Source organism: Xanthomonas sp. DAR 34887 (genome assembly GCF_041245805.1).
In the GTDB taxonomy this organism is placed as follows: Bacteria; Pseudomonadota; Gammaproteobacteria; order Xanthomonadales; family Xanthomonadaceae; genus Xanthomonas_A; species Xanthomonas_A tesorieronis.
This window is the reverse complement of record NZ_CP162490.1, coordinates 5,170,156-5,191,640: the sequence shown is the minus strand read 5'-3', so window position 1 is coordinate 5,191,640 and position 21,485 is coordinate 5,170,156. Positions and strand designations below refer to the sequence as shown.

Here is a 21,485-nt window from a genome sequence, read left to right as displayed (position 1 = left end):
TGGTTGCCGACTGCTTTCTTGAGACTTCTCTATGGATAGGTTCCAGACGTTCTTCCGGCTGCGTGCAGGCGTGGCGCTGTTGGCCCTCGGGTATGCGGCCACTGCTGGCGCGGACGAATTGCGGTTCGACCAGAAGTACGTCGAACGGATCAAGCAATCCCAGGAGATCGGGCGCTTGAGCGTCGATTCCTTCGGTGAGCAAGTCAGTCTGAAGAACGGCAGTGTGGTGTTCAACTGGACGGACATCGACATCCCCGGTAACAGCAACCTGCCCGTTCGCCTGCAGCGCACGCATGTCGTGGAAGACGACGGGGTGGGACGCAGTGGGAAGCTTGGCGGTTTCGGCGTCGGCGGTTCGCTCGATGTGCCGTACCTGATGGGCGTGTTCAGCACGAACGGCTGGCAAGTCTACGGCAATAGCCCGAATAGCCGCTGTAGTCAGCCCGCAGAACCACCGAGCTACACCATTCCTTCGCGGGATTATTGGTCAGGCAATAATCTGCACATTCCGGGCTCTGGCGATCGCCAGATGCTCAAGGATCCTTCGACTCAGTTGCCAGCGCCGAGCAACGGCACCAGCTATCCCTGGATCACCAAGGACTTCTGGCGATTCTCGTGCCTGGCGAGCACCAAGAACGGATATCCCGGCGAAGGATTCGTGGCGCTTTCGCCGGAAGGCAACAAGTATTACTTCGATTGGGTGGTCAGCAAGACGCATCCATCCATCTCCAAGCGTCTGGGCAACTATTCCGCAAGCGCGTCGATGTCGCGCCTGGCGGTATTTTTCCTGGCTACGCGGGTCGAGGATCGCTTCGGCAATTGGGTCACCTACACCTACAACGGTGATCAGTTGTCGCGCATCGATGCCAGCGATGGCCGCTACATTCGTGTGACCGGAACCTCTGGTGCCAACATCACTGCGGTCGAGTCCAGCATCGGCAGCTGGACCTATTCGTACGGCGACAAGTCGTTGACGGTGACGCAACCGGATAATGCGCAGTCCCGCTACGTGCAAAGCGGCGACATGATCATTACCCCGACGCCTGCCTTGCCGCTCTATGAAAATCCTCCGCGTTGCCCGGCGCCGGAGATGTCTACCGGAAACTTTACCTATGCCGTCACGTTGCCGAGCAATGCCACTGCAACCTATGCGTTCTCGGTAAAGCGGCATTTCCGCCACAACATCCCCAAACAGTGCAACAGCTTCCTGGATGCGGCGGGTCCGAGTACCAGTTATCAGTATCTGACCATCCCCAACTTCTCGGACAACTTCACCCTGGTCAGCAAGTCGATCAGCGGACCTGGCCTGCCGTCGATGCAATGGTCGTATACCTATGACATCGGTGCAGGTGCGCTGGCCTTTGCGGAGACCTGCCAGCGTTCGGACCTGCCGCCGACCGCGTGCAGAAAGTCGATGCAGACCGAGGTACGTGGCCCTGAAAACGACTTCAAGCGGTACACCTTCGGTGCATGGTACAACTTGAACGAAGGACTGGACCTGGGCGTGGAGACTGGCTCTTTCACCAGCGGTTCGTCCGGGGACACAGTGAATATCCTCAGCAAGAGCGAGAACGACTACATCACGAGCGATGAAGTCGCCAATCAGCCGTTTCCAAACTTCGTCGGTTCTGGGCACGGGTCGAACGTCGACGACGTCTCAATCGCAGGGCTTCGGCCGCTGAAGCGCACCACCATCACCCAGGATGGCGATACCTTCCAGATGGCAGTGAACAGCTTCGACGTGTTCGCGCGCCCCACCAGCGTGATCCGCTCCAGTGCGTTCAACACCCGCACCGAAGCCACCGCGTACTACGACAACCTCAACCTGTGGGTCATCGGCCAGGTCGCTTCCGTCACCAAGACGGCGCCCGGCGATGCCAAGGAGATGTCCGCCAACACCTACGATCCGGCGACGGCCCTGCCGACGCGCTTTTCGCGGTTCGGCAAGACCATCCAGACGGTGGCCTACAACGCCGACGGAACGGTGTCGAAGGTGACAGACGGGAAAGGCAATGCCACCAGCATCAGCGGCTGGAAGCGCGGCATGCCGCAGGGCATCACCTATGCGGACGGCACCAGCGACACGGCCGTCATCGACGACCGTGGTCTGATCAGCTCGGCGACCGACGAAAACGGCTATGCGACCAGCTACGGCTACGATGCCATGGGACGACTGACCAGCATCGCCTACCCGTCCGGCGATACGGTTTCCTGGGCGTCCACCGGTCTGGCGTTCGAACGGGTGAACGCCACCGAATTCGGGTTGCCCGCCGGGCACTGGCGGCACACCGTGTCGACTGGCAACGCCATGAAAATCACCTACCTCGATGGCCTGTGGCGGCCGGTGCTGACCCAGGAGTACGACGCCGCGAACGTGGGCGCGACCCAGCGGTTCAGCCGGTTCACCTACGACCATCAAGGGCACACCTTGTTCGCGTCCTATCCCGGCACATCCGACCAACTGTCGGCCGGCACGTGGACGCAGTACGACGCGCTTGGCCGGACCACCTCGGTGTCCCAGGATTCCGAACTGGGGCTGTTGACGACGAAGACCGACTACCTGCCAGCCAGCCAGATGCGTGTGACCAACCCACGTGGCAACCAGACGCTCTCCGGATATCAGGTCTTCGACCGCCCGGGCTACGACGCGCCGGTGTGGTTCCAGCATCCGGAAGGCGCCACCACCGAGATCAATCGCGACGTCTTCGGCAAGCCCCTGTCCATCCGCCGTCGCGACGCCAACGGCACCGTGTCGGTCACCCGCAGCTACATCTACGACACCTATCAGCAGCTGTGCAAGACGGTGGAACCGGAGACCGGCGCCACCGCCAACGGCTACGACGCCGCCGGCAACCTGGTGTGGAGTGCCGCGGGCCTGTCGCTACCCAGCACCACGTCCTGCGACGCGGATTCAGCCTTCGCTTCAGGCCGGCGGGTCGATCGCAGCTACGACGTGCGCAACCGGATCAAGGCGCTGAGCTTCCCCGATGGAAACGGCAACCAGGCCTGGAGTTACTGGCCGGATGGGGCGGTCAAGCAGATCACGACCACCAACAACGGCATCGCCACCTACAATAGCTATGCCTACAACAAGCGCCGCCTGCTGATCGCCGAAAGCCAGGGCCAGGCCGATGGCGAAACCTGGGCGCTGGGCTATGCCTACGACGCCAACGGCAACCTCGCCGCGCACCGCTACCCATCGGGACAGACGGTGGACTACGCGCCCAATGCGCTGGGCCAGCCTACCAAGGCCGGCAGCTATGCCACCGGCGTGAGCTACTACCCAAACGGAGCGATCAAGCAGTTCACCTACGGCAATGGCATCGTCCACACCCTGACGCAGAACGCGCGTCAGCTGCCGGACACCAGCCAGGATGCCTATGGGGGCACCGCGTTCCTGAGTGATGGCTACGACTACGACGCCAACGGCAACGTGGCGGGCATCAGCGATGGTGCCACCGGACGCAACCAGCGCGGCAACCGCACCATGACCTACGACGGGCTGGACCGGCTGACCAAGGCCGAGTCACCAATGTTCGGAACCGCTACATACGGCTACGACGTACTCGACAACCTGACGCACGTCGTGGCCCCGGGCCGGGACCACTACTACTGCTACGACACGAACTGGCAGCTCACCAATGTCAAGACCGGTAGCTGCGGCGGTAGCACCGTCATCGGCATGAGCTACGATCCGCAGGGCAACCTCAGCAACAAGAACGGCCAAGCGTTCGTATTCGACTACGGCAACCGCTTGCGTCAGGCGACGGGCAAGGAAAGCTACCGTTACGACGGCAACGGCCGTCGCACGTTGGCGGTGCAGAGCGCCGGCAATATCGGCTCCCTGTACGACCAGGCGGGCGCGCTGCGCTTCCAGAAAAACCAGCGTCAATCCAAATCGACCGACTACATCCTGCTGGGCGGCAGTCTGGTCGCCGAAGCTGACTGGCCGCTGGGGCAGCTTGCTTCGGTCAAGGACTACGTCAACTGGAATCCGGTCTCGGGCGCGACCCGCTACGTGGTGGAAGAGAGCGTGGACGGCGTGACATGGACGTCCGTGTATGAAGGCACCGATCCCAGTTGGACCTCACTGGCCAGGCCTTCAGGCACCTACTCGTATCGGGTATCGGCGTGTATGTCAGATGGGACATGTGCCGCAGTTGCGAACGTTGCGCATACGCAGCGGCCAGCATTCGACATCGTCCCGCTGTTGTATCAATTGCTGCTCAACTGAGGTGGGGAATATGATTTCCAAGATGCTAGGGGCGCTATCTATAGTCGTGAGCCTCAGCTTTTGCTACTCAAGCCACGCTGCTGAACTAGTAGGTTCGGGAAAGATCACATACGTCGAAAATGGATGGAATGGTGAAGGCTTGGTCATTCATCACACTCGAAACGGGCCAGCTGGATGCTCGGCACCGCTCAATGACTTTGGTATAGACAAGAATAATGCAGCGTACAAGGAATTGGTGGCAATGGCGCTAGCAGCTTATACATCAAATTCAGATGTTGAGATCATAGTAGACACAGGGGTCTGTATTTTTGGTGCCCGTACAAAAGTAATCTCTATCCGCCTGATGAAATAAGGTGGTTGAATTATTGAATTTTCGCGAGCCAGGCGTTTCAAATTTGCGCTGTAAGGGGGGTGTTGTGATTAAGGTGGTTTATACTCTAGTAATTATGTCGATTTGTGGATCTGCCTATGCTGCTCCCTACAATATCGGTGGGCAAACAGTCGCGATTCTGTCCACGGGATGGGCAGGAGAGGGGTTTTTTGTGGATACCCAAGGTGCCCTGCCTGCCGGAGCGAATTGCGGCGACGGCAACCGCTTTCTTATCGAGCCGGGAGCGCCGATGCAGAAAGAGATGGTGTCGCTCTTGCTGATGGCCATGCAAAACAAGGTGCCGACTACGCTCTATGTGGATGGCTGTAGTGGCGGCGTCATGAAGTTGAAGTCCGTATCCATTTCCAAGAGCTAAAGAGCATGAAAATAAGGATGTTGGCACTGGCTTCGATTGGTTTATTGAGTGGGCAGGCAAGTGCGAACGAATCTATGAGCAATGTCGAAGTAGTCCAGATCGGCACATATCAGGCGAACGCCAGTCATTTCGTATGGTTCAGTGCCACGCCGGAGGAGTGCAAAGCCGCGAATCCCACGAACCCGGTCATGGGATTCAGCGAAACGCAACCAGGCGGGAAGTCGATGCTTGCAGTCTTGATGACGGCGCTGGTCAATAAGCGCAAGGTGGACGTGCAGGCCAGCGGGTGCAGTATTGTCGAAATTTATTTGAAATAGCTGATTGCAGTGGTGAGTTGTGGTGGCGATGCGGCATCAGTTTTACTGAAAGCATTGCTAAATGTGCGCATACCGATGCGTCTAGTGAATGAAATCAATCACTCAAAAAAGTGCAGGGACGAGTCATGTTGAAAATCCGGGTGGTTAAGGCAATGCTGCGCGCCACCGCTGCAGCAGCCATTTCATTGCTCGTCGCACTCAGCGCCTCGGCGCAGACGATTCGGTATGTCCATACAGACGGACTGGGTTCTGTAGTGCTTGTTACGGATAAAGATCGAAATTCAATTGAACGTAGCGAATATGAACCTTATGGCGATTTGCTTAACCACCCATTGACTGAAGCGCCTGCCTATGCAGGGCACGTAATGGACGCCGCCACGGGGCTTACGTATATGCAGCAGCGATACTACGATCAAGGAATAGGTAGATTTTTAAGCGTAGATCCAATTGATTCGAGCTCAACGTCCATTGATAAATTCAATAGATACTGGTACGCAAACAATAACCCTTATAGGTATAACGATCCAGATGGCCGTGACTCATGTGACGTATGTAACGGTCTGGCCACACAAGCTAAAAGTGCTGCAATAAACTATGCCGCAAAAAAGGCAGTTGACTTGGGGCGTGGTGCTGTAGATGGTGCCAAAAACGTAGTGAAGCAAGAGATAAAAAGCATTAAAGACCTTTTAAGCGAAAGAGATGTTGTAGCATCATTCGGTGTTGCAGGAATGATTGGCGCTCCAGTTGTGGGTAATAGCGTTTTTAGCCCAGGAGTAACAGTGGCTGGTGATTTCGGAGTTGTCGCAAACTTCACCCATCCACAAATAGGTTTACAATTTAATTTAGGTGGTGTTCCGTCAATCGGTGGAGGTGGGGTGGCATCACTCAACGCATCAGTCGGTCTCAATGATGGGCCACTTACCACGGGTATCTCTCAAACAAACATTGCCTTCGCTCAAATGAGTGCTGCGCCAGAAACGGGAACTCCTGTTGATGTTGGATTTGCTGCTCAATGGAGTGATGGTGGGAAGAGTGCATCGTTTGGTTTGAAGCCTGGAGTAGGAAGCTATATTGGAGCTGGTGCTGGAAAAATGATAACTGGAACCCTGATAACGCCTTCTCCGCAGAGATTGAGGAAAGAAGGAAAATGAGAGCGCTCATGGAATTCACCACGGCTAAGCCAAAGTTGTTTTGGATGGCGGCCTTTATCATTGCATTTTCTTTAATAATTTTAGTTCCCCTCTTGCTATTTTTAAATTATTTTGAATATGCTTCTTTATGGATCTTTGTCTATGTTTTTTTTATTATCTCCTGGGCAGCAATTTTCGTCAGCATAATGTGTTATTTTGTTAGGCAGGCTCAAGGAAAGTACGCGAAAATAAAGCCTCGGCCGCTGAAAGATCAGATTTGGTGATATTCAATAGCGCTTTATTTAAAATAATTTGTTAATTGGATTGTTTTTGGAAATGGCTTGAGAGCTTATCTCTAATTAGAAGAACGAGGCATTGGATACGCTTCACCATACGCGAGCTGAGCTCAAGACCTCTTCCGGAATGGAGTGTGGCATGCCCCTGCCCAACTGCCTCGCCACCTCCCTCACCCTGGGCCTAGCCCTCACTGCCCATGCCGACGAAGGCATGTGGGTGCCATCCAACCGCCGGAACTAGCAACTAACGGGTCAGGTTGGTAACGGGGTCAGGTTCACTTATTCAATAGCAGGCATTTGTGTCTTGGGTCGTGGGAAGTGACCTAACTTGCGCTCTTTTTCCTCGGGAAGATTCTCGATCTTTCTAGGTAAAGACTACATCCATCGATAAATGGATCGCATCTTGGTTGCCGCGACCGCATCGGCCAGCTAAGGTCGCGGTTACGTTCTTTGCCTCGATCTCCGCATGCCTGCGCCCAATTCTCTTGCCGCTTCGCTCACCCTAAGCCTTGCCCTCACCGCCACCGCCTATGCCGACGAAGGCATGTGGATGCCATCGCAGTTGCCGGAGTTGGCCAAACCGCTACTCGAGGCCGGCTTTCGCGGAGATCCGCGCGATCTGGCGGCCGTGACGCAGCCGCCGTTGAGTGCGGTGGTGAAGGTCGGAGGCGGGACCGGGGCGTTCGTGTCGGACGAGGGGCTGTTGCTGACCAACCACCATGTGGCCTATGGGGTGATCCAGTACAACACCTCGACCAAGGAGAACCTGATCGAGCAGGGCTTCATCGCCAAGGATCGTGGCGACGAGCGTGCGGCCAATCCGGATTTCCGGGTGTTGGTGACAGTCGGCTTCGACAAGGTGACCGACCAAGTTCTGGGGCCGGCTAAGGGCAAGACCGGGCGTGCCTATTTCGATGCGGTGGATGCGGCGAGCAAGCGCATCGTGGCCGATTGCGAGCGCGAGGGTGGCGTGCGTTGCAGCGTCGCCAACATGTATTACGGCACGGATTTCTACCGGATCCGCCAGTTGGAGTTGCGCGACGTGCGTTTGGTCTACGCGCCGCCGCGGGCGATCGGCAACTACGGCGACGAGATCGACAACTTCATGTGGCCGCGGCACAGCGGCGACTTCACCTTGCTGCGCGCCTACGTCGGGAAGGATGGCAAGCCGGCCGACTACCGTGCCGACAACGTGCCGTACCAGCCGCCGGCGCATCTGCAGGTCGCCACGCAGGGGCCCAAGGCCGGGGACTTCGCGATGCTTGCCGGCTATCCGGGCATCACCTACCGGCATCGCACGGCGGCGGAGTTCGACGAGCAGGTTAATTGGACGCTGCCGCAACGGGTGGCTGTGTTCGACCAGATGATCGCGGTGATCGAAGCGGCGGGCAAAGCAGATGCCGATGCCCGCACGCGCTATGCGTCGCAGCTGCAGTCGCTGAAGAACAATCGCAAGCGTGCGGCCGGCGAGCTGGAAGGCATGCAGCGCAGCGAAGCGGTGCGGCTGCGCAGCGAGGACGAGCGCGCCATGCTTGCCGCTACACATGGCGACGATGCGCGCGACGTCACGGCCTTGCAGTCGTTGTTGGCTGATGCATCGGCGCTGCGTGAGCGTGATCTGCTGCTGAGCTTGATCGGTACCCAGACCCAATTGCTGCGCTCGGCCTTGACGCTGGAGCGGCTGCGGGTGGAGTCGGCCAAAGCCGACGATCAGCGCGAGACCGGCTACCAGCAGCGCGACCAGGCGCTGATCGAGGGCACGCTGAAGCAGGTGCAGCGGCGTTACTCGCCTACGGTGGAGAAGGCCTTGCTGAGCGCGCTGCTGACCCGCTACCAGCAGTTGCCCGATGCGCAGCGCGTACCCGAATTCGACGCGGCGTTCGGGCGCACGCCTGGGCAGTTGCAGCAGGCCTTGGACAAGCTCTATGCCGCGACCAGGCTGGGCGAGGAGGGCGAACGCCTGTCGCGTTTCGCCGCCGCGCGCGAGGGCAAGCCGGTGGCCGCCGATCCGCTGATGACGTTGGCCGCGGCGTTGGTGCCGGCGCAGCTGCGGCTGGAAAACGAGCGCAAGGCGCGTGAGGGCGAGCAGTTGCGCCTGCGTCCGGCCTACATGCGTGCGCTGTTCGCCTGGCGCAAGCAGCAGGGGCGGGCAGTGTATCCGGATGCCAACAGCACCTTGCGGATCAGCTATGGCCGGGTCGAGCCGCTGGCACCGCGCGATGCGGTGAGCTTCGCGCCGGTGACCACGGTGGCCGGCATCGTCGAGAAGAACACCGGGCAGGAGCCGTTCGATGCGCCCAAGCCGTTGCTCGCGGCGATCGCCAAGGGCGATTTCGGCAGCACCGCCGATGCGCAGCTGAAGACGCAGCCGGTGAATTTTCTGACCAACCTGGACACGACCGGCGGCAATTCCGGGTCGCCGGTGCTCAACGCGCGCGGCGAGCTGATCGGCCTTAACTTCGACAGCAACTGGGAGGCGGTCAGCGCCAGCTGGTGGTACGACCCGCGCTACAAGCGGGCGATCCATGTGGACATGCGCTACCTGCGCTGGTTGCTGGCCAAGGTGTATCCGGCGCCGCAGTTGCTGCAGGAGCTGCGGTTGCCTGCGGAATGAGCGATGCCGCGTCCGTAATGTACCGGGCTTGGTGCTCCGCATCGATACCGACGGGCGGGGGTGCGGTAATGGGATACGGCCGGAACGGCATCTGCTCTGATGCTACGCACTACGCGCTGGCCTTGTCGCCAACCTGGCGGTGCCGTGGCACGCGCATCAGGCCCCCGTGTGTTCAGTAGCATGGAGGACCTGCAACCGCGGCTCGGCTCTTCACGGACGTCCCACTAGGCTGTAGCAATGTTACCGACCCCGCTGCCGCGCATCTTTTACGCCCGCGACTCGCGCCTGGTGGCGCCGGAGTTGTTGAACAAGTTGCTGGTCACCGACGATGGCCGCTGCGGTCGCATCGTCGAGGTCGAGGCCTATTGCGGCGCAGAGGATCCGGCGGCGCATTCTTTCCGCGGCATGACCCCGCGCACGCGGGTGATGTTCGGGCCGCCCGGCCATCTGTACGTGTATTTCATCTACGGCATGCACTGGGCGCTCAACGCGGTATGCGGTGGCGCGCCCGGGCATGCGGTGCTGATCCGGGCGCTGGCGCCGGTTGCAGGCATGGAAGCGATGCAGCTGGCGCGCGGGGTGGGACGCATCGCCGATCTCACCCGCGGCCCTGGCCGGCTGGCCAAGGCGCTTGGCGCTTCGGGTGCCGACAATGGGCTGGATCTGACCAAGGCCAGTTCGCGTCTGTGGGTGGGCGAGGATGGCACGCCGCCGCCAGTCGATCCGGTCGCCACGCCGCGCATCGGCATCAGCAAGGCCATGGAGGCGTTGTGGCGCTGGTATGTGCCTGGCGATCCGAACGTGTCGGGGCCTGGGCTGGGAGTGAAGCGCAAGGGCATGCGCGCGAACTGACCGGTGCGTTGGGTTCCACACATACCGATGCATGCGGCGGAGGATGACTGTGACCTGGAAGGCGTCGGGACTGAAGTCCCTCCCACAGTGTGCCCATCGAGCTGGTCGCACGCGCCCCTTGTAGGAGCGACTTCAGGGCATCTCTAATACCTCCATTCCGGAAGCTGCTCGCTGCGCGTGTCGCTGGCGTGCTCCTTTTTCTGTCGCGGCTGAAGCCGCTCCTACACATGCGCGCCGTGCTCTTGTAGGAGCGGCTTCAGCCGCGACAGGAGGACGAAGTAGCCGTGATGCAAAGGCGTCCACGAAAAACGCGGCCGCAACACCACCGAGTCTACCGCCAGTGCGCCTTTGCCACGCCATGGCATCTCGAACGTATCGATACCGGAACCTGACGGCTGGGCGTATCGGCGTCTCGCAAGTGCATCGACCTGCTTTTGGGGGCTATTAGAGAGGTGGCCTTCAGCCGCGACGAGCGAAGCGGTGAGGTTGCCGTGGCGGGAAGACGTCGGGACCGAAGTCCTTCCTGCAGTGCACCAGCGGATTGGCTGCAATCCTTATAGGAGCATCCAGCCGCAACGAAGGAGGCGGCCCGATGGCGATGGCCAACTGCGGAAAAAAGCGAGCTAACCCGCATCGACCCGCGCACCGCCAGGCGCGGCATCCAGCTGCGCGATCGCATCCGCCACCACCGCATCGAACGGTGCGTCCACGTCCACCGAGAGTACGTCCGACTCCTCCAGCGGCAGCTCCAGCGTATCGATCTGGCTCTGCAGCAGGGCCGGCGACATGAAGTGGCCGCTGCGCCGCGCCAGACGCTCGGCGATCACATGCGCGGCCGCATGCAGGAACACGAAGCGCATCGGCACGCCGCTGTCGCGCAGCTGTTGCCGATGCAAACGGCGCAATCCGGAGAACGCCAGCACGACGCTTTGGCCGGCATCGATCGACTGGCGCAGGCGCAGCGCCAGCGCTGCCACCCAGGGCACGCGCTGCGCGTCGGTCAGCGGGACGCCGTGCGCCATCTGCGCCTTGGCCTCGGCGCTGTGGAAATCGTCGGCGTCCAGGAATACGAGGCGGTAGTGCGCGGCCAGCGCCTGCGCGACGCTGGTCTTGCCGCTGCCGGAAATGCCCATCACGACGATGGCTTCGCTGCGCTGCGGCAAGAAATTCTGGGATGTTGCGTCCATCACGAGCGGTTATACCTTGCAGGAGGTTTGGCATGATGCGTGCGCCGGCGTTGGCGATGCGCGCAGCGTGGTGTAGCGTCGGCACGCCACGATCAGCGGAACGCGCACTGGCGCCGTTCCATCATCGCATGACCACCCGACAGGATCGCCGATGCCCACACCGCCGCAACGCGCCGATGCTCCGCTGCGCTGGACCGAAAAGGTCGGCTACGGCGTCGGCGACATGGGCTTCAATTTCTACTGGGCCAATATCTCCGCGTTCCTGCTGATCTTCTACACCGACACCATGGGCCTGCCGGCGGCGGCGGTGGGCACGATGATCCTGCTGACTAAGGTGGTCGACGCGGTCACCGATCCGCTGATGGGGGCCATCGCCGATCGCACCCGCTCGCGTTGGGGCAAGTTCCGCCCGTATCTGCTGTTCGCCGCACTGCCGATGGCGGTCAGCGGCGTGCTGGCCTACACCACGCCGGATTTGGGCCAGGGTGGTCGGCTGGTCTGGGCCTACGCCACCTTCGGCTTGATGATGCTGATGTACACGGTGATCAGCATCCCGTATTCGGCGCTGTCGGGGGTGATCACCGCCGACAGCCAGCAGCGCACCACGTTGATCAGTTTCCGCTTCATCGCCGCCTTCGCCGGTACCACGCTGGTCAACTACGCCACGCTGGACATGGTGCGCTGGTTCGGCAACGGCGACGATGCGCAGGGCTGGCAGCGCACCATGCTGGTCTACGGCATCGCCGCGGCGGTACTGTTCGCGATCGTGTTCGCCACCACGCGCGAGCGCGTGCAGCCGCTGCCGCAGCCGCGCACGCCGGTGCTGCAGGACATCGCCGACCTGTTGCGCAATCCGCCATGGCGGGTGCTGTTCGCGCTGGCGCTGATCATCATGATCACCATTGTCATGCGCGCCGGTGCCGGCGTGTACTACTTCAAGTACTACGTCGGCCGTCCCGACCTGACCGGCTGGTTCCTGGGCAGCTATTCGGTGGCGCTGGCGCTGGGCGCGGCGGCCACGCCGCTGCTGACCCGGCTGTTCGACAAGCGCCGGCTGATGATGGGATTGATGGCGCTGGTGGGCGTGCTCAGCTGCGCGATGTTCTTCATTCCGCGCGAGGCGATCTGGGCGCTGTTCGCGCTCAACCTGCTGATCGGCCTCGCGCTGGGGCCGAAATCGCCGCTGGCGTTCTCGATGTACGCCGACACGGCCGACTACACCGAATGGAAGACCGGGCGCCGCGCCACCGCGATGACGTTTTCGGCGGCGACGTTCTCGCAGAAGCTCGGCGGCGCGCTGGCCTCGGCCTGCATCGCGTGGATGCTGGCGGGGATGGGGTATGTGGCCAATCAGGCGCAGAGCGATGCATCGCAGCTGGGGATCGTGCTGCTGCTGACGGTGATTCCGGGCGCGGTCGCGCTGCTGGCGGCGTGGACGATGCGGTTCTATCCGCTCGACGACGCGGCGCTGCTGCGCATTCAACAGGAACTGGCGGCACGCAAGCGCGCCGCGAAGGAAGCAGGCGCATGAGCGTTGGCAACGATGCATTCCGCGAGGTAACCGAGTTGCTGGCGCCCAGCGCCGATGGCGAGCGCTACGAGCTGTACAGCCCGACGGCCCTGCCCAATGCCGGCGGCTTTCTGTGGAACCGGAAGATGATGATCCAGCTCACCTGCCGCGGCTACGCCACCGCGCAGTTCATGCAGCCGGAGCCGGCCAAGTACGCGCATGCGCCGAACCTGGAGGCCAGGACCTTCATGCAGCCGGAGCAGCCGTACTACGCGCATCATCCGGGGCGCTTCTTCTATCTCAAGGACGAGGACAGCGGCGCGGTCTATTCGGTGCCGTACGAGCCGGTGCGGGCGACGCCGCAGGCGTTCCGCTTCTCGGTCGGCAAGCGCGACATCGCCTGGTGTGTGCGTTATGCGGACATCGAGGTGGAGGTACGCCTGCAGTTGCCGGTCGAGGACACGGTCGAGCTGTGGCAGTGCCAGGTGCGCAATCTGGACGGGCGCGCGCGTCGGATCGCGTTGTATGCGTATTTCCCGGTCGGCTACATGTCGTGGATGCACCAGAGCGGCGAGTACCGCACCGACCTGGGCGGGATCGTGTGCCGCAGCGTCACGCCGTACCAGAAGGTCGAGGACTATTTCCGCAACCGCGACTTCAAGGACTGCACGTTCCTGCTGCACGAGCAGGCGCCGGAGGCGTGGGAGGCGCGGCAATCGGCGTTCGAGGGCGAGGGCGGGTTGCACGCACCGAGTGCGGTGCTGCAGCCGCGGCTGGGCGGCAGCGATGCGCGCTACGAAACGCCCACCGCGGCCTTGCAGTACCGCCTGACGCTGCAGCCGCAGCAGGAACACACGCTTCGCTTTCTGTTCGGCCCGGCGCGCGACGATGCGGAGATCGCGGCGCTGCGGCAACGCTATCTGTCCGCGGCCGGGTTCGCCGAGGCGGCCGCCGCGTACCGCGATTACCTGGAAGAGTCGGCCGGTTGCCTGCAGATCGCCACGCCCGATCCGTGCCTGGACAACCTGGTCAACCATTGGCTGCCGCGGCAGGTGTTCTATCACGGCGACGTCAACCGCCTGACCACCGATCCGCAGACCCGCAACTTCCTGCAGGACCACATGGGCATGAGCTTCCTGCGCCCGCAGACCGCGCGCGCGGCGTTGCTGCATGCGCTGTCGCAGCAGGAAGCCAGCGGCGCGATGCCGGACGGCATCCTGCTGATCGAAGGCGCGGAACTGAAATACATCAACCAGGTGCCGCATACCGACCATTGCGTGTGGCTGCCGGTGTTCCTGTCGGCGTATCTGGACGAGACCGGCGATGCGGCGCTGCTCGACGAGATCGTGGTCGGCGCCGACGGGCGCGGCGTCAGTGTCGCCGAGCGGCTGGACGCAGCGATGCGCTGGCTGCTCGGCGCACGCGATGCGCGCGGGCTGAGCTATATCGCGCAGGGCGATTGGTGCGATCCGATGAACATGGTCGGCTACCGCGGTCGCGGCGTGTCCGGCTGGCTGTCGGTGGCCACGGCATACGCGCTGCAGCTGTGGGCGACGCTCTGCGAACGCCATGGCCGCCACGCCCAGGCGGCCGCATGCCGCGCCGGCGCGGAGGAGGTCAACGCTGCGGTCAATCGCGAATTGTGGGATGGCGACTGGTATGCGCGCGGCATCACCGACGACGGCGTGCGTTTCGGTATCAAGGACGACGCGGAAGGCCGTATCTATCTCAATCCGCAGAGCTGGGCGCTGCTCGCCGGTACCGCCGATGCGGACCGGCGCGCGCGCCTGCTGCAGGCGGTCGATGCACAGCTGGACACGCCGTACGGGCCGACGATGCTGGCGCCGCCGTACACCGCGATGCGCGAGGACGTGGGCCGGCTGACGCAGAAGCATCCAGGTTCGGCGGAGAACGGGTCGGTCTACAACCACGCCGCCGCGTTCTACCTGCATGCGTTGTACGCGATCGGCGACGCCGACCGCGCCTGGCGCGTGCTGCGCGCGATGATCCCGGGGCCGGACCTGGCCGACTACCTGCAGCGCGGCCAATTGCCGGTGTTCGTGCCGAACTATTACCGTGGCGCCTGGCGCGAATTGCCGCGCACCGCCGGCCGTTCCAGCCAATTGTTCAATACCGGCACCGCGGCATGGCTGTATCGCTGCCTGATCGAGGGATTGTTCGGGCTCAAGGGCGAGGGTGAGGCGCTGTGCGTGCGCCCGCAGCTGCCCTCGCATTGGTTGCAGGCGACGGTACAGCGTCGTTTTCGCGGAGCGCTGTTCGAGGTGCGCATGCGGCGCGATGCGGGCTGCGTTGCGCAGCGGGTCAGCGTGGATGGGCGCACGCTGGAGGTGCCGCGGATCGACGGCATCGCGCCAGGGCGGCGTTATCTGGTCGAGGTGGTGCTGCCGGGTGGGTGAGGGCGGGCGTTCTCCCCGGCGAGGTCTGGCGTTCTGTCGCGGCTGAAGCCGCTCCTACAGGGACAGGCGTGCGGCCATGCGCACTGTAGGCGCGGCTTTAGCCGCGACAGAACGCCGGTTACGCGCGTGCCGCATCCGCGGTCTCGACCAGATCCTGCCACTGCAGCCGGGTATTCGCCGCATCGTCGCTCTCCAGCAACGCGCGGCGCGCGGCGCGGCGCATGGCGCGGCTGATCCAGGTCTGCAGGTCGCGGCCGGAGCGGCCTGCGCTGCGTTCGGCCAACCAAGTGGCCGCTTCCGCCGCATCGAATGCCAGCGGCTTGCCATGCAGCAGGCGCGCGACGATCGCGCTGCGTGCGGCGTGGTCGGGCAGGCCGATCTCGATCTGCCGGTCCAGCCGCGACAGCAGCGCCGGGTCGATCCGCTCGGCATGGTTGCTGGCGGCCAGCAGGAACACTTGCCCGGCCTGGCTGGCGACGCCGTCCAGTTCCTGCAGCAGCTGGCCGACGATCTCGCGGGTCAGCGCATCGTCGCCGTCGGCTCCGCGCGCCGGCGCGACGATATCGATCTCGTCGACGAACACGATGCACGGCGCCTGTGCGCGTGCGCGTTCGAACGCGGCCTGCACGCGCTGGCCCGACTGGCCCAGGTAGGCGGCCTTGAGGTCGGCGCCGGTCAGGGCGATGAAGGCCAACCCCGACTGGCTGGCCAGGATCCGCGCGAGCTGGGTCTTGCCGGTGCCGGGCGGGCCGTACATCAGGATCCCGCGCGGCACCGGCACGCCCAGCGTGGCCAGGGTTTCGGCGTTGCGCAGTTCCTTGCCCAGGCCGACGAATTCCTCGATCACCGGCGCCGGCAGCACGATGTCGTTCCAGTCCAGCGGCGCCACCCGGGTGGAGCCCTTGCCGCGCAGCAACCGCAACTGCGCCAGCAGCGCGTCGCCGTCAAGCTCGCCGCCCATGCACTCGGCGGCGACCCGCGCCACCAGCGTATGCAGGTCGCGGCCGGACAGGCCGCTGCTGTCGGCGACCACGCGCGGGTCCAGCGCCAGCGCGAAGCCGGCGCGCTCCAGTTCGCCGCCAAGGATGCGCGCGCGCGCGGCGGCATCCGGCAGGCCGATGCCGATGCTGGCGGTGAAGCGCGACATCACCGCGTCGTCGAGCAGTTCGGCGCGGTTGGTGGCGCCGATCACCAGCACCTGGCCGCGCGCTTCATGGAAGCCGTCCCATTCGGCGAGAAAGGTCTGCACCAGTTCGGCGCCGAAGCTGTCGCTGTCCACGCCGCCGCGGCGCGCGAACACGCTTTCGCATTCGTCGATGAACAGGATCGCCGGCGCCTTGGCGCGGCAGCGCTGCCAGATCGCCTGCACCTTGGGGCCGGTATGGCCGACGTGCGCAGCCTTCAGGTCGGCCACGCCCAACGCTTCGAAATGGCAACCGGCATGGCGCGCCAGCTTGCGCGCGATCAGGGTCTTGCCGGTGCCGGGCGGGCCGTGCAGCAGCATGCCCTTCGGCGCCGGCGTGCGCCCGGACACGAACAGGTCCACCAGCTTGAGGATCTGGTCGAGCGTGGCGTCGGGCAGCGCCACGTCGGCCCAGTGACGGTGGATGGCGTCCATGCTCTGCAGCCGCTGCTGCAGCATGCGCTGCTGGCTGCGCGCTTCCATCCATGCATCCACGTGCCGATGCAGCTCGGCGATCGGCTGCGCCTCGGTGGCCGCGTTGGTTGCCACGGCCAGCGCAAGCTCGTGCAGCTGCGCCTGCGTGTCGCTGTCGAGCGCGGTGTCGATCGGGATCAACGCGGCGGCGCGGCTGGCGTCCGGCAGCACCAGCAGCGCCTGCACCTGCGGTTCCGGCTCGGCGCCATCGTGCAGCGCCAGCATGCGCGCATCGGACAGGTCGCCGTATGCCGCGGCGATCTGCCAGCGGCCCTGCAGTTCGCGCTGCGGCCAGGGCGCGCGGGTGACGCGGTACGGATAGGTCGCATCGTGGCGGCTGTCGCGGGCGAACTGCATCAGCGCCAGCGGCCGTTGCGCGAAACCGCGCAGCAGCGCGCGTTGGTCATGGCTGACATGCCGGGCCAGCAGTTGCGCGCCGCCGACGACCAGCAGCGCATAGAGCAGCAGCGACGGCAGCGCGCGCTGCAGCAGGAGCAGCGTGTCGCGCTGCATGCCCAGGTGGCGCCACCAGTCCAGATAGCCGCGCGCGTCGCCGAGCCAGTGCGCACTCATCCACGGCAGCGCCAGCAGCAGGAAGGCGAGCAGCGCCAGCCGCCAGCGCCAGTCCGGCAGCAGCGGGCGCAGCAGCAGCGCCGGCCACCACGCGCGGCGGTGTGCGCGGCGCAGCACCGCGCGCGCGGCCTGCGCGGCCTGCGCGACGAAGTCGCGGCGGATCGTGGCCAGGGCCTGTTCCACTGCCGGCAGATGCCGCTCCACCTCGGCCTCGGCCGCGGCTTGCCGCGCCTGCGCCTGTTGCAACTGCGTCTGCAGCCGCAGCCGTTGCTGCTGCAGATAGCTCGCCCGCGACTCGCTTGGGACGGACGTCATCGTTGTGGGCGGGCGTGGGCGTTCACTGCGCGAATCTTAGCCTGTCGCACGCGCGGCACTGCCGGCACATAGCCCGTCTCCCATCGGCGACCGAAGGAAGTTCCCTTGGGAGAGAGGGATTGGGGGGAGGGTACGGCGACCGCCAGCAACGGCGCCGCGCCGCATCCGGACGCGTTCACGCGCGGTGCGCGGCCGGCGCAGCGAACGCACGCGTCCACAGCAACGGATCGCTGCCGTCGAGCAGTACCCAGCCGTGCGCGCGCGCCTGCAGCGGATCCTGCAGGACCTGCTGCGGCGTGGTCGGCGCATCGTCCTGCACGCCCCACACTCCGGCCCAGGCATTGCCGCCGGCCTGCCCGGCCGCCTGGACCGCGCGCTCGGCCAGCGCCACGCTGTCCTGCAAGCGCGCATCGGAGCGATGGAACAGCGGAAACGGCGCCACGCCGACCGAGACCGTCAACGGCAGCAGCTCGCCCTGGCCGGCCTCCACGCGCAGGCGTTCCGTCGCCCCGCGCAGGTGCGCGGCCAGTGCGAAGGCCGCAGCCGACGACGTGTCCGCACGCACCACCAGGAACTCCTCGCTGCCCCAGCGTGCGACCAGGTCGTCGGCGTCGCAGTTTTCGCGCAGGCAGGTGGCCAGCGCCAGCAGCGCGCGGTCGCCGGCGGCATGGCCGTAGCGCGCGTTCAAGGCCTTGAATCCGTCCACGTCCACCAGCAGCAGCGCGCAGCGGTTGTCGGTTTCGCCGGCCGCGTCCGCCGCCGTGGCGAACAGCGCCTGCATGCGGCGCTCGACCTCCGGTCGGTTCAACAGCCCGGTCAGCGGGTCGCGCTGGCCGAGGTCGAGCGCATGGCGCTGGCGGCGCCGGTACAGCACCACCAGCACCACGCCGAGGGTCAGCGCCAGGGCGACGCCGATGGCGATGGTGCCGGCGTGGTCGGCGCGCGCCACACGCGCATCGACGGTGCGCGGTGTCTGCGCGGCGGAGGCTTGCAGACTGGCCAGCGCCGCGTAGGTTTCGCCACGCGCCTTGGCGCGGTCCATCGCATGCGCCTGCTGCGCATCGCGCGCGGCCGCTGCGGTATCGCCCAGCGCGGCGTGGACCTCGCCCAGCACATCCAGACCGTCGCGAACTTCGAGCATGTAGTTGCTGCTCACGGCCAATGCCTGCGCCTGCTCGGCGTAGGCCAGCGCGTCGGCATTGCGCTTCTGCTCCAGCCGCAGCCGCGCCAGGCGCTGCAGGCTGACCACGGCGCCCTGTCGATCGCCATGCGTCTGCTGCCACTGCAGCGCCTGCTGCACCAGCGGCTCGGCCCGTTCCGGGTGCCCGCTGGCGCGCTGGATTTCGCCGCGATGGCTGACGATGCGGTTCAGCAATACGTCCTGATTGCCCAGCAGGGCGCCCGTCTGCGTGGCACGTGCGAAAGCGCGATCGGCCTCCTCGTAGCGCTTGAGCACCAGCAGCGTATACGCGTAGTTGTAGTGCAGCATCATATCGGCCGGCGCCGGCGGCCGTTGCAGCCGCTGCAACAGGACGTTCGCTTGCTGGAAGTAGGCCAGTGCGCCCTCGGGATCGTCCAGTGCGCCACGCATCAGCCCGATCGATATCAGCGCATTGAGCTGCATGGCGAGATCGCCCTCGGCCACCGCATCGGCCTGGATCTGCTCCAGCAGCTTGATCGCACGTGGCAACTGACCCAGCTGCTGCAGAAGCAACGCCGCCTGCATGCGCTCGTTGTTACGCACGATCGGCGGCAATCCGGGGCGCTGCAGTAGGGTCAGCAGACGCTCGGTGGACGCGGTCGCCTTCGCGCTGTCGCCGACCAGCTGTTGCGCGGTCGCCAGACAGCCTGTGGCCATCACTTGCACCGGCAGCGGCAGCTCCGGTTTGGCCAGCAGGTCGCTGGCCACGCGCAGCGATGCCTGCGGCTGCTGCCCCAGGTCGGCGCGGCAGCGTTGCAGCGTGCCCTCATAGGGATCGCCGCTGGGGATGGTCTGCGCCAGCACCGGCATGATCGGCAAGCTTGCGGCAGCCAGAAGCAGCAATCGGCCAAAACGCTTGAAGCGACACGACATCATCGGGAGGTATCCAGCGGTCGAACGATGGGATCGGCCTGTCATCCACACCGCGCCGGGGTGTTCGGCGCGGCGCCAGCAGGCAGCGGGGGAACGGAGGTGGCTAATATAGCCGCAGTCCGCATCCGCCCGTCGGTGCGCTTCCTGCCGGTCCGTACATGACGCTTCGTCCCGACTCCGCACCCCATTCTTCCAAGCCGGCGGCCGGCGCTCTGGCGCGTCTGTGGCACTGGTGGCGCGATGTCCCGGTCACCGATCAGGTCGATCGGCGCAACGCGGCGATGCTGCAGGTGGTGCTGGCATTCGTGGGCCTGTACCAGCCGATGACGATGCTGCTTGCCTGGGGGCGGAGCGGCGCGGCCATGGACCCCGTCGCGCTGTGGCTGGCGGCGGCCAACACGCTGGCGATGTGCGCCTGCTTCGTGCTGCTGCGGCGCGGCGCGTTCCTGTGGGCAGCGCGGATGTTCGTGCTGGTGAGCCTGGCGCTGCTGAGCGTGGGCTATGTGCGATGGGGGCTGGAAGCGCAGCTGCGCGGGCAGTTGAGCCAACTGTTGCCGGTGCTGATCGGCGGGCTGCTGCTGAGCCGGCGCGCACTGTGGGGCGCGGTGGTGTGGCTGGTGCTGGTGGTGGCGCTGGGGGCATGGCGCGACGCGACGCGCTCGTTCTTCATGCCCACGCTGATGCCGCGGTTGCTGGAGAGCGCGCTGCTCGGCATCGCCGGCTTTGGCATCGCCGCGGTGGTGCTGGACCGGTCGGTGGCGGCGTTGCGCGAGAGCCTGGACCTGGCGCGCAAGCGCGGCAACGACCTGGCCCGTTCGCGCGACCGGCTGCAGCTGGAGATGCAGGAAAAGGAACGTTCGCGCGACCAGCTGGTGCACGCGCAGAAGATGGAGAGCGTCGGCCGCCTGGCCAGCGGCGTGGCGCACGATTTCAATCATCTGCTGAGCCTGATCATGGGCTATGCCGCGCGCGCGCGGCGCAGCGACGATCCGCAACAGCTCAAGGCCGCGCTGCAGGGCGCCGATGCGGCGGCGCGGCGCGCGGCGGCGGTGACCCGCAAGCTGCTGGATTTCAGTCGCCAGGAATCCACGCGGCTGGAAGTGTTCGAACCGGCCGAGACGATCGCCGGCATGCGTCCGATGTTCGACCAGCTGTTCGGCCTGGGCGTGCAGGTGCGCCTGCATCTGCACGAGGCGCCGTGCCCGGTGCGCTTCGACCGCGCGCAGCTGGAGCTGATCCTGCTCAATCTCGCCGCCAACGCGCAGCAGGCGATGCCCGAGGGCGGGCAGTTCGAGCTGACCCTGGCGCCGCGGCCCGATGCCACGCTGGAGATCGCGGTGCGCGACAGCGGCCACGGCATGAGCGAGGACGTGCGCGCGCGCTGCCTGGAACCGTTCTTCACCACCAAGCCCAGCGGCCAGGGCACCGGCCTGGGGCTGGCGGTCAGCGCCAACCTGATCGCCGCGGCCGGCGGCGCACTGCTGGTCGAGAGCGCGCCCGGGCAGGGCAGCGTGTTCCGCCTGCGGCTGCCGCTGCACGCCGGCGCGGCGGCGGTTTCGTGAG

The 21,485-nt window shown here is 64.6% G+C and carries 14 protein-coding genes; 11 read left to right on the top strand and 3 right to left on the bottom strand.

Going from position 1 to position 21,485, the window contains the following annotated elements; all coding sequences use genetic code 11:
• Positions 1-31 precede the first annotated feature (31 nt).
• The 8 genes from AB3X08_RS22030 to AB3X08_RS21995 all read left to right on the top strand — a co-directional run bounded on the left by AB3X08_RS22030 (position 32) and on the right by AB3X08_RS21995 (position 10,189).
• The gene (locus AB3X08_RS22030; protein WP_369935186.1) at positions 32-4,234 is read left to right on the top strand and encodes an RHS repeat domain-containing protein; all 4,203 of its coding nucleotides are present in this window, start codon (positions 32-34) and stop codon (positions 4,232-4,234) included.
• Between the two features lie 10 nt (positions 4,235-4,244).
• Positions 4,245-4,586, top strand: a complete 342-nt coding sequence (locus tag AB3X08_RS22025; RefSeq protein WP_369935185.1) for a hypothetical protein — start codon at positions 4,245-4,247, stop codon at positions 4,584-4,586.
• Position 4,587: 1 nt separating this feature from the next.
• Positions 4,588-4,980: a hypothetical protein gene (locus tag AB3X08_RS22020; RefSeq protein ID WP_369935183.1), complete on the top strand. Its 393-nt coding sequence runs from the start codon at positions 4,588-4,590 to the stop codon at positions 4,978-4,980.
• A 17-nt stretch (positions 4,981-4,997) separates the two neighbouring features.
• On the top strand, positions 4,998-5,297 hold the full coding sequence (locus AB3X08_RS22015; RefSeq protein WP_369935181.1) for a hypothetical protein: 300 nt from the start codon (positions 4,998-5,000) through the stop codon (positions 5,295-5,297).
• A gap of 125 nt (positions 5,298-5,422) precedes the next feature.
• Positions 5,423-6,448, top strand: a complete 1,026-nt coding sequence (locus AB3X08_RS22010) for an RHS repeat domain-containing protein (RefSeq protein ID WP_369935180.1) — start codon at positions 5,423-5,425, stop codon at positions 6,446-6,448.
• 8 nt (positions 6,449-6,456) lie between these two features.
• Positions 6,457-6,711 (top strand): hypothetical protein, encoded by a 255-nt coding sequence (locus tag AB3X08_RS22005; protein ID WP_369935176.1) that lies wholly within the window; start codon positions 6,457-6,459, stop codon positions 6,709-6,711.
• A 478-nt stretch (positions 6,712-7,189) separates the two neighbouring features.
• Positions 7,190-9,337 carry a S46 family peptidase gene (locus AB3X08_RS22000; RefSeq protein ID WP_369935174.1) on the top strand — a complete coding sequence of 716 codons (2,148 nt, stop codon included), beginning with the start codon at positions 7,190-7,192 and terminating at the stop codon, positions 9,335-9,337.
• A 237-nt stretch (positions 9,338-9,574) separates the two neighbouring features.
• Positions 9,575-10,189 carry a DNA-3-methyladenine glycosylase gene (locus AB3X08_RS21995; RefSeq protein ID WP_369935173.1) on the top strand — a complete coding sequence of 205 codons (615 nt, stop codon included), beginning with the start codon at positions 9,575-9,577 and terminating at the stop codon, positions 10,187-10,189.
• Between the two features lie 623 nt (positions 10,190-10,812).
• Here AB3X08_RS21995 and AB3X08_RS21990 read toward each other — a convergent pair.
• Positions 10,813-11,376, bottom strand: coding sequence for a gluconokinase (locus AB3X08_RS21990; protein ID WP_369935172.1), 564 nt, complete (start codon positions 11,374-11,376; stop codon positions 10,813-10,815).
• 151 nt (positions 11,377-11,527) lie between these two features.
• On the opposite strand from AB3X08_RS21990, the gene AB3X08_RS21985 reads away from it, so the two are divergent.
• Positions 11,528-12,907, top strand: coding sequence for an MFS transporter (locus AB3X08_RS21985; protein WP_369935170.1), 1,380 nt, complete (start codon positions 11,528-11,530; stop codon positions 12,905-12,907).
• Entirely contained in the window at positions 12,904-15,303 is a 2,400-nt protein-coding gene (locus AB3X08_RS21980) for a GH36-type glycosyl hydrolase domain-containing protein (protein WP_369935168.1), read from the top strand. The genes AB3X08_RS21985 and AB3X08_RS21980 overlap by 4 nt, the downstream gene beginning before the upstream one ends.
• A 118-nt stretch (positions 15,304-15,421) precedes the next feature.
• On the opposite strand, the gene AB3X08_RS21975 is transcribed toward AB3X08_RS21980, so the two are convergent.
• Together AB3X08_RS21975 and AB3X08_RS21970 are read right to left on the bottom strand one after the other, a co-directional pair.
• Positions 15,422-17,848, bottom strand: coding sequence for an AAA family ATPase (locus AB3X08_RS21975; RefSeq protein ID WP_369935166.1), 2,427 nt, complete (start codon positions 17,846-17,848; stop codon positions 15,422-15,424).
• Positions 17,849-18,023: 175 nt separating this feature from the next.
• Positions 18,024-19,859 carry a sensor domain-containing diguanylate cyclase gene (locus tag AB3X08_RS21970; protein WP_369938613.1) on the bottom strand — a complete coding sequence of 612 codons (1,836 nt, stop codon included), beginning with the start codon at positions 19,857-19,859 and terminating at the stop codon, positions 18,024-18,026.
• 221 nt (positions 19,860-20,080) lie between these two features.
• On the opposite strand from AB3X08_RS21970, the gene AB3X08_RS21965 reads away from it, so the two are divergent.
• The gene (locus tag AB3X08_RS21965) at positions 20,081-21,484 is read left to right on the top strand and encodes a sensor histidine kinase (protein WP_369935164.1); all 1,404 of its coding nucleotides are present in this window, start codon (positions 20,081-20,083) and stop codon (positions 21,482-21,484) included.
• The last annotated feature ends 1 nt before the right edge of the window (position 21,485 follow it).